The organism is Deltaproteobacteria bacterium (assembly GCA_019308995.1).
GTDB lineage: Bacteria > Desulfobacterota > Desulfarculia > Adiutricales > JAFDHD01 > JAFDHD01.
This window is the reverse complement of sequence record JAFDHD010000150.1, coordinates 1-6,698: the sequence shown is the minus strand read 5'-3', so window position 1 is coordinate 6,698 and position 6,698 is coordinate 1. Positions and strand designations below refer to the sequence as shown.

Here is a 6,698-nt window from a genome sequence, read left to right as displayed (position 1 = left end):
AAAGAGACCAGCCTTGTAGGTCAGGGTGGCCCGGTAAGTGGGTCTCCCTGACAATTTGTGTCAGGGAGCTTCGCACCCTGACCTACAGCTGTTTCTTAGAAGCCGGTTCAGGAGAAATAAGGCGAAGGTAATCAGAGCGAGTGATTCCAGAGACGGACGAACGAGCGGCAAGCGTAAAAAAACCGGCTTTACCCTACCCATGTTTAAAACTCTACAATCGCGCCTTCGGACGAAAAAGAGACCAGATGTACTTAAGCTCCGGACTGCGCCACCAGGCGGCCAGGACAAGATAGATGGCTGCGCCTAAAACCACCTCACCCGCCACCAGCAGGCCCAAGTGCAAGGTTGATGCCGCTTCCGGGTAATAATACCGGCGCACCAAAAAAATCACCAGGCCCATGAGGAGCGCGGCCGGTAAAATCTTAAGCAGCGAGTTCACGATCACCCGGCTTTCAATGCGGCCTAATCTTTGACGCAGAATAAGGGTCAGCAGGGTCAGGTTGAGCATGGACGCGAGCGAGGTCGCCAGGGCCAGGCCGACGTGCTTGAGGGGTCTCATAAGCAGGATGGCTAAAACTATGTTGACCAGAAGCGAGATGATGGCGATCTTGACCGGGGTCCTGGTGTCCTTGAGAGAATAAAAAGCGCGCACCAGAATCTGCACCCCGGAGAAGGCCCACAGGCCGATGGCGTAAGCCACCAGGGCGTTGGCCGTAATCCGGGTGGCCGCGGCGTCAAAATGGCCGCGCTGAAAAAGAAGGCGGATGATGGGTTCGGCCAGGACAATAAGCCCGATCATGGCAGGCAGGCTGATGAAAAAGACCAGGCGCAAGGCATAAGACAGGGTGTCTCTCAGACCGGCCATATCTTCCGAGGCTGCCTGGCGGGACATGGAAGGCAGCACGGCCGACCCCAAGGCAATGGCAAAGATGCCCAGGGGAAACTGCACCAGGCGGTCGGCATAGTACAGGGCCGAGATAGAGCCCTCAGGCAAAAAGGAAGCCAGGAGCGTGCTGATAAAAACGGAAAACTGATAGACCGCGGCTCCAAAGGCCGCCGGCGCCATGAGCAGGCCGATCTGCCTTAAGCCTGGATGTCCAAAGTTAAAGGAAAAACCTAAAAGAGAACCCTCCTTAATCAGGTAAGGCAGTTGCAGCAGAACCTGGAGCAGACCGCCGATGAGAACCCCGACCGCCAGGGCCAGAATGGGAGGATCAAAATAATCTTTTAAAAGCAGAATCGAGGCGATCATGCTCAGATTGAGCAGCACCGGGGCCAGGGCCGGGGCGGCGAACCGGCCCAGGGCATTGAGAAGACCCATGGCCAGGGCCACCAGCCCGATGAAAAAGATATAGGGAAAAAGAATACGGGTCAAAAGCACGGTCAAGGCAAACTTGTCCGGAACCGCGGTGAACCCCGGGGCAAAGATGCGCACGATCCAGGGCGCCAGCACCACCCCCAAGATACTCAGCACCACCAGGCCAATAGACAGGAAGGTCAGGGTCGCCCGGGCCAAGGCAAAGGCCTCATCCCGGGACCTGGTCGTCAGGTACTCCGTGAAAATAGGAATAAAGGAGACTGTCAGCGCGCCTTCAGCCACCAGGCGGCGCAGGAGATTGGGGATGCGGAAGGCCACGAAAAAGGCGTCTGCAAAAAGCCCGGTTCCAAAAAAGTAGGCCACGACCATGTCCCGGACAAAACCGAACACCCTTGAGAGGAGCGTGGCCGAACTGACCACCCAGGCCGCGCGCGTGACTTTTTCCTTTTCTTCCATAACTTACAGATTTAGATTGACAAAAGTTAGATTTTAGTCTAAAAAGACCAGCAAATATAGCCGAGCTTTTTGCTTGGCGTTAAATCAAATTTAGATGGCAGGAGGTATTCCTTTGCCAACTCATAAATCAGCTGAAAAAAGGGCCCGTCAGAACAAGAAGGCCCGCCTGAGAAATAAAACGTACCGGACCCGGGTTAAAACTCTAACCAAAGAGGTCGAAAAATCCATTGAACAAGGTTCGCCCGAACAAACCCAGGAGCTCCTGAAAAAGGCCGTTCAAGCCATGGACAAGGCCAGAAGCCATGGACCCCTGCATCGCAAAACCGCGTCCCGTAAAATCTCCCGCCTCTCACGTCAGGTCGCTAAATCCCAGTCCGGCGGCTCGGCCTGAGCGAAGCCAAATCAAAAACAAGTCTTTCCAGAATCAGGCGCTCCGGGGTTCCGGTTGTTTTCAGGGCCAGGTCAGCCTCGAGCACACGGGACAGGCCCTTTTTTAGCTGGGCCAGGTTAAGGTTCCGGGCCTGACTCAAGTACTTCCGGGTCACCCAGGCCTGGAGACCCAGGGCGCGCTGGGCTTCGGCCTGGCTAGCCTTCTGGTTAAGGAGCTGCCTGGCCTTGAGGAGCAGCCGGAAATGCCTGGCGATCATGGCCAGGATCATAAGATGATGCTCCTGAAGGAGCAGGTCTTTTAAGGCGGACAGAGCGCCAGCCCGGTTCTGCTCGCCCACTGCGTCTCCCAGGTCGAATATGCTGGCTGTGTGCGAGATTCTGGCCGCGGCCCTGACATCTTCCTCTCCCACTTCTGCTTCAGGTCCGGCGTAAAGACAGACCTTTTCCAGTTCCTGGTTCAGGTTCATCAGGTCTGTGCCAACCAGTTCGATCAAGGTGCGGGCCGCACTGAGGCCGACTTTGTAACCCCGGTCGGCCCCGGTTTCCTGAACCCAGGCCACCAGACTCCGGCCGCGAGGCGGATCGAAGCTCACGGCCAATTTCTGCCTCTGAAGAGCCTTGAAGAGCCCGAGCCGGAAATCCGGCTTGTCAGCCACCAGGACCAGGCAGGTGCTTTCATTGGGATCGGACAGGTACTCCTTCAGGATGGACAGCTCTTCAGCCGGGTATCTATCCACCCCCCGGACCACGAGCACGCGGGGTGGGGCCATAAATGGCATGGTTTGAGCTCGCTCCACGACATCGCCGGCCTGGTTTTCTTCAGCCAGAAGGGTTTCGATATTGAATTCCTTCAGGCGCTCGTCCACCGACTCGGCCAGACGCGCCGCGTAACGCTCCTTGAGAAAGGCTTCCTGGCCGTAAAGAAGATAGACCGGCTTCAGGCTGCCGGAGTTCAGGTCTTTTTCCAGGGCGGTCCGGTCCATTAAAATCTTTCAAAGATATGATTGTGGATTCTTTCGGCCAGGTCCCTGGCGATCTTTCTCATGGCCAGCTCTTCATTCATTTCAGTGGTCATCTGGTCGGCCGTGACGACGTATGTCTCCCGGCCTACGATCTCCCGGCCCTGCCACAAGAGCTCGTCCGAACCCCTTCGTTTCAAAGAGGCGTCTAAGGTAATTATTATTCTGCGGGATGAGGTCCGGGCGATGTCGGTCAGGGTTGCGCCGATGACCCGGACGGAGCGGATGTTGACGTCCAGAACAGCTTCGGCCCGGTCCATGTCCACCAATCTAACGAACTTCGAGGTCGTAAACTGCCGGTTCAGTTCATCGGTCAGCATGCCGGCCAGGAGTATTTTAGAGGAGGCGTTCTTGACGTAAGGAATGGCCAGGCCGTGAATGTCAGAAGGCAGGCTCTTCACCGAACCTTCCAGGGCATAGCCGCAGCCGGATAGGAACAGGATGAGCGTTAGAAGTCCCCACCTCAAGAAGCTCACTTCGAATTTGCCTCGTTCTCGCCGGTTATACCCGGGCCTGTTTGCGCCAGAATCTGCTTGTGGATTCTGTCCAGGACACCGTTGATGAAGGCCCCGGAGTCATCGGTGCCATACTTTTTCCCCAGGTCTATGGCCTCGTTCAGGCTGACCTTGGCTGGAATGTCGTTTAAGAAAAGCATTTCATAAAGGGCCTGGCGCAGGATATTACGATCCACATGAGACATCCGATCCAGACGCCAGTGCTCGGAGGCGCTTTTGAGTCGGGCGTCCAGTTCGGCCAGATGTTCCTTAACCCCGGAAACCAGTTCCCAGGCATAAGCGCGCGATTCACGGGGCGCATCGAAATTATGGCAGAAAAGGGTAAAGACTTCTTGCAGCGTCAGGCCCTTGTCCCCGGTCTCAAGCTGAAAAAGAACCTGCAGCGAGATTTCCCGTGCTTTGCGTCGAGCTCCAATGACCAACTTTCTGTCCTGGATACCTGCTTAGGAAGAAAATTCTTTCAAAAGGTTGACCATTTCGATGGCTGAAACAGCAGCCTGCCAGCCCTTGTTCCCGGACTTGGTTCCGGCCCGTTCAATGGCCTGCTCGATCGTATCCGTGGTGATGATGCCGTAAGCAATAGGGACGCCGGTTTCCAGGCTCGAAGCCGCAATACCTTTGGTTACTTCGGCGGCGACATACTCGAAGTGAGGGGTTGCTCCCCTGATGACCGCTCCCAGGCAGATGACGGCGTCAAAGGAGCCGCTCAGAGCCATCTTCTTGGCACCCAGAGGAATCTCAAACGATCCGGGCACACGCACGACGCTGATATCGTCATCCGACGCGCCGGAGCGTTTCAAGGCGTCCAGGGCTCCGGATAAAAGCCTTTCCGTAATAAAATCGTTGAAACGAGCAACCGTGATGCCGAACTTGAGGCCGGTAGCATTGAGATGACCTTCATAGAATGTGGGCATTTTCCCCTCCTAATCAATCAGTGTCAGCCGGTGACCCATCTTGTAGCATTTGGTGCGCATATAGCGAATATTCTCCGGGGTGGGCGGAATCTCTATGGGCACCCTTTCCGCCACCGAAAGGCCGTATCCCTCCAGGCCAACCATCTTCTTGGGGTTGTTGGTCATGAGCCTCATCTGGCGCACACCCAGGTCGGCTAATATCTGAGCGCCAATGCCATAGTCCCGGCGATCCGCCGGAAAACCGAGGGCCTCATTGGCTTCAACCGTATCCTTGCCTTGATCCTGGAGTTCATAAGCCTTGAACTTATTCATAAGGCCGATCCCTCGGCCTTCCTGATGCAGGTAAAGCAGGACGCCTCGGCCTTCACTTTCGATCGTCCTCAAGGCCTGCTGCAGCTGATCGCCGCAGTCGCATCTCAATGATCCGAGGGCGTCGCCGGTGAGGCATTCCGAATGGACCCGGACCAGGGTCGGTTCCTCCGGGTTAATGTCGCCCTTGACCAGAGCGATATGCTCGTAATTATCCACATCATTGACATAGGCGATGGCAGTGAAATCCCCGAACTTGGTGGGCAGCTTTGCCAGGGCGATACGATGAACCAGCTGCTCATTTTTCATGCGAAAGGCCACGAGGTCGGCGATGCTTACAATCTTGACACCGTGTTCTTTTGAAAAAATTTCGAGATCAGGCAGCCGCGCCATGGTGCCGTCGTCATTCATGACCTCGCAAATTACACCGGCAGGCTTGAGACCGGCCAGGCGCGCCAGATCCACCGAACCTTCGGTCTGGCCCGTGCGCACCAGGACGCCGCCTTCCCTGGCCCTTAAGGGGAATATATGGCCCGGCTGGACCAGATCATCCGGCTTGGCGTCCTCATCAACCGCGGTCAGTATGGTGGTGGCCCGGTCTGCCGCGGAGATACCGGTCGTGACCCCGCGCCGAGCCTCGATGGAAACGGTGAAGGCGGTCTCAAAGCGCGAGGTGTTATGCGGAACCATCATGCGCAAATCCAGGGCCTCGATTTTTTCAGGGCTCAGAGAGAGACAGATCAGGCCCCGGCCGTACCGGGCCATAAAATTAATGGCCTCCGGCGTAACCTTCTCCGCGGCCATGGTCAGGTCGCCTTCGTTTTCCCGCTCTTCATCATCCACCAGGATGACTATCTTCCCTTGGCGAATATCTTCAATAGCTTCATCTATCGTGGCAAGAGGCATTTTCTCTTATTACTCCCTCATCTAAACAAAGCCATGCTCGGCCAGAAACTCCAGGTTGAGTTTGACTTTCGGGCTTTGGTAACTCAGAAAGCGGGCCACATACTTACCAATAAGGTCGGTTTCAAGATTTACAAGATCCCCCGCCTTTTTGGAATCCAGCGTCGTGACCTGGGCCGTATGAGGAATTATATTTACACTAAAGGACGCAGGCAGCGCCTCGTTGACGGTCAAACTGATTCCATCAACGGCCACCGAGCCTTTTTCAATGACATGGGCTTGTAGTTCTTTGTCCAGTCCGATGGTCAAGATCAGGGATCGAGCCTGCTCGCGCCGGTTGAGAATTCTGCCGACACTGTCCACATGGCCGGTGACCAGATGGCCGCCAAGCCGGTCTGAAAGCTTCAGGGATCGTTCGAGGTTGACCGCCTGGCCGACCTTGAGTTCCCTCAAGGTGGTCCGGGAAATGGTCTCAGCCGAGACGTGTGCAGTAAAAGAGCGCCCCTGAGCCTCGATCACGGTCAGGCATGGGCCGGAAACCGCAAGACTCTCCCCGATGGCCAGGGGGTCATCCCAGTCGAAGTCAGCCGCAACGGTGAGCTGTACTTCCCCGGCTAACGGAGCGATCCTAACGATGCGGCCCTGACCCTGGATGATTCCCGTAAACATGCTAATATACTATACTCTTTTTCGACTTTATTGCAACACTCAAACCTTTTGAGGGCATCGGGTCTTCAAACACGAATGACAGAGGAAGTAATTGTCATTCCTGCGCAAGCAGGAATCGTGCGCCCATGATGGCGCTCTACCCGCACGGTGAAAGTCCGTGCCGGAGCAAGCCTCAGCTCCGTAGCCAAAAGTAACTGCGCCGCCG

8 protein-coding genes are annotated in these 6,698 nt (G+C 56.0%); 1 reads left to right on the top strand and 7 read right to left on the bottom strand.

Translation table 11 applies throughout. The annotated features are described in order from the left end of the window. Nucleotides 1-211: 211 nt before the first annotated feature. Nucleotides 212-1,774: a murein biosynthesis integral membrane protein MurJ gene (murJ, locus tag JRI95_15820; protein ID MBW2063010.1), complete on the bottom strand. Its 1,563-nt coding sequence runs from the start codon at nucleotides 1,772-1,774 to the stop codon at nucleotides 212-214. Between the two features lie 112 nt (nucleotides 1,775-1,886). Here murJ and rpsT point away from each other — a divergent pair, with 112 nt between their 5' ends. After that, nucleotides 1,887-2,165 (top strand): 30S ribosomal protein S20, encoded by a 279-nt coding sequence (rpsT, locus tag JRI95_15815; GenBank protein ID MBW2063009.1) that lies wholly within the window; start codon nucleotides 1,887-1,889, stop codon nucleotides 2,163-2,165. On the opposite strand, the gene holA is transcribed toward rpsT, so the two are convergent. Genes holA through JRI95_15785 form a run of 6 tightly spaced genes read right to left on the bottom strand, consistent with a single transcriptional unit; the run spans nucleotide 2,137 to nucleotide 6,493 of the window. Then, nucleotides 2,137-3,147, bottom strand: a complete 1,011-nt coding sequence (holA, locus tag JRI95_15810; GenBank protein ID MBW2063008.1) for a DNA polymerase III subunit delta — start codon at nucleotides 3,145-3,147, stop codon at nucleotides 2,137-2,139. The genes rpsT and holA overlap by 29 nt on opposite strands. Beyond that, entirely contained in the window at nucleotides 3,147-3,659 is a 513-nt protein-coding gene (locus tag JRI95_15805; protein MBW2063007.1) for a hypothetical protein, read from the bottom strand. Before JRI95_15805 ends, holA begins: the two co-directional genes overlap by 1 nt. Next, the gene (nusB, locus tag JRI95_15800; GenBank protein MBW2063006.1) at nucleotides 3,656-4,114 is read right to left on the bottom strand and encodes a transcription antitermination factor NusB; all 459 of its coding nucleotides are present in this window, start codon (nucleotides 4,112-4,114) and stop codon (nucleotides 3,656-3,658) included. Before nusB ends, JRI95_15805 begins: the two co-directional genes overlap by 4 nt. 27 nt (nucleotides 4,115-4,141) lie before the next feature. Continuing rightward, nucleotides 4,142-4,612, bottom strand: coding sequence for a 6,7-dimethyl-8-ribityllumazine synthase (locus JRI95_15795; GenBank protein ID MBW2063005.1), 471 nt, complete (start codon nucleotides 4,610-4,612; stop codon nucleotides 4,142-4,144). A 9-nt stretch (nucleotides 4,613-4,621) separates the two neighbouring features. After that, nucleotides 4,622-5,827 (bottom strand): bifunctional 3,4-dihydroxy-2-butanone-4-phosphate synthase/GTP cyclohydrolase II, encoded by a 1,206-nt coding sequence (locus JRI95_15790; GenBank protein ID MBW2063004.1) that lies wholly within the window; start codon nucleotides 5,825-5,827, stop codon nucleotides 4,622-4,624. Nucleotides 5,828-5,848: 21 nt separating this feature from the next. Beyond that, complete coding sequence (locus tag JRI95_15785; protein ID MBW2063003.1) at nucleotides 5,849-6,493, bottom strand: riboflavin synthase; 645 nt, start codon at nucleotides 6,491-6,493, stop codon at nucleotides 5,849-5,851. Between the last annotated feature and the right edge of the window lie 205 nt (nucleotides 6,494-6,698).